Consider the following 1,349-nt stretch of genomic DNA (forward strand, 5'->3'; position numbering starts at 1 on the left):
GCATTTGATTATCTGTCAAAGTAAATGGAATGGAACAACCAACGACCAACTGACTAAATTGTGCGTCATCTAATTCCACCTTTTGGGTCACCACATTACTTTGAAGTGAAATCTTTTTATAATTATATAAATGAGTAGTATGTTTATAATTACTAAACGATCTGAGATAATACGTATTCGTTACTCCTGGCTTTACATTATAGTCAACCCAACTTGTTCTATTTGGATTATGGATCGTTGCAGCTAGATTCCCATTTTTATAAACAAAGTAACCCGCCACCGTGTCATCATTTATTGGAGTTTCAGACGTATCTATTTTTTCTGCCGGCACTGCATCCCAATTCAGTGTGATGGTTATGTTTTGAAAATCTTGTGTTGCTGTTAAATTAGTCGGTTCTTGGATAGCATCCGTTTCTTCATAAATAGGGACTGCCATCGTCGCATATTGTTTATTCCTTATTGTCACCTTATTTGAGCTCATGTCTAGTGCAAGTCCTACATTTTTGATATTCCTAAAATAATCATCTAGTTCACTGAAATGAATTCCTCTTGAATAATTCACTTTTGTTCTTGTCATTAAATCATACACCGCCCACTTGTATGGAGCTCCTTTATATTGATCAAAAGTTACATCGAATTTATCATGTTGAGCAGTGTAAAATGTTCTGGAAAACACATTGCTTTCTGTTGTAGAATCATTAAAGTTGATTTTAAGTCCAGATTGAAACTCTGCTTCCAATACGGGTAATATTTTATATTTTGTCGTTAATGAAAGAGCAACCTCTCTTCCTGTTCCATGTGTTATTGCTAATTCGTTCTGTATCGAGTCTGTTACTCCAGTATCTCTTTGGATACCCCAACTATGAGTCTCCCCCGTTCTTGAATATCCAGTATTAGCATACTTGGGATCCGAAGCCCACCATTCTTCAACATCTAACGTAAGACCCTCAGCAAAGTATGAATGTTTATTCAAATAAAGTATCAACTTATTCGAAGCGGGTTTTATCGGAAAGTAATTCGTTAGTTCTCCTGTGTCAGGATTAAATATCCCTGTAAACGTATCCACATCAGGATCTACCTCATCAAACATTTGATTTAAGCTGCTTAGCCATAGATCATTTTTATAAAATTCTGAATATTCTATTGTTACATTAACGGGTATAAACCTCTCAGGTTCTATGTTACGAAAAGTCGTTCTATTTTCGTAAGTGCTCATTGGAATTGGATCCTGATGTCCTAGAGCTGGAATATTAAGTTCAGGTTCTAAATAACCAGTATTCCCAACCGGACTACCACCACTTCCAACACTATTGCTTAAATTAGTAGATTTTAGATTTGTAGACTTTGGA

At 35.6% G+C, this 1,349-nt stretch carries 1 protein-coding gene; it reads right to left on the minus strand.

Annotation, left to right across the window (positions count from 1 at the left end):
• Positions 1-1,349: hypothetical protein (locus ERL59_RS20570; protein ID WP_160648102.1), on the minus strand; the 1,349-nt coding region annotated here is incomplete at both ends.

Origin of the sequence: Chengkuizengella marina (genome assembly GCF_009910845.1) — a bacterium.
GTDB classification, from domain to species: Bacteria; Bacillota; Bacilli; order Paenibacillales; family KCTC-33759; genus Chengkuizengella; species Chengkuizengella marina.